The 252-nt window shown below is 49.2% G+C and carries 1 rRNA gene; it reads left to right on the top strand.

Features of this window, described 5'->3' with window-relative positions:
- Positions 1 to 143 precede the first annotated feature (143 nt).
- Positions 144 to 252: ribosomal RNA gene (locus tag C5O79_RS37960) — 23S ribosomal RNA — on the top strand; the annotation flags it as partial.

Raw genomic sequence — 252 nt, forward strand, 5'->3', positions numbered from 1 at the left:
GAGATGGACGTGAAAACTATCCGGGTTGTGATTGTATCGATGTATCTCAAGATGATTCGAACTCTATGTTTGACTCAATTGGAATACGGCACAACGCGAGAACTCAACCTGTAGCGACTGTCGATGAGACAGACTCGTTATAGGGTCAAGCGAACAAGTGCATGTGGTGGATGCCTTGGCGATCACAGGCGATGAAGGACGCGGTAGCCTGCGAAAAGCTACGGGGAGCTGGCAAACAAGCTTTGATCCGTA

The sequence above is a fragment of the Burkholderia sp. SRS-25 genome (genome assembly GCF_004343765.1).
GTDB classification, from domain to species: Bacteria; Pseudomonadota; Gammaproteobacteria; order Burkholderiales; family Burkholderiaceae; genus Burkholderia; species Burkholderia contaminans.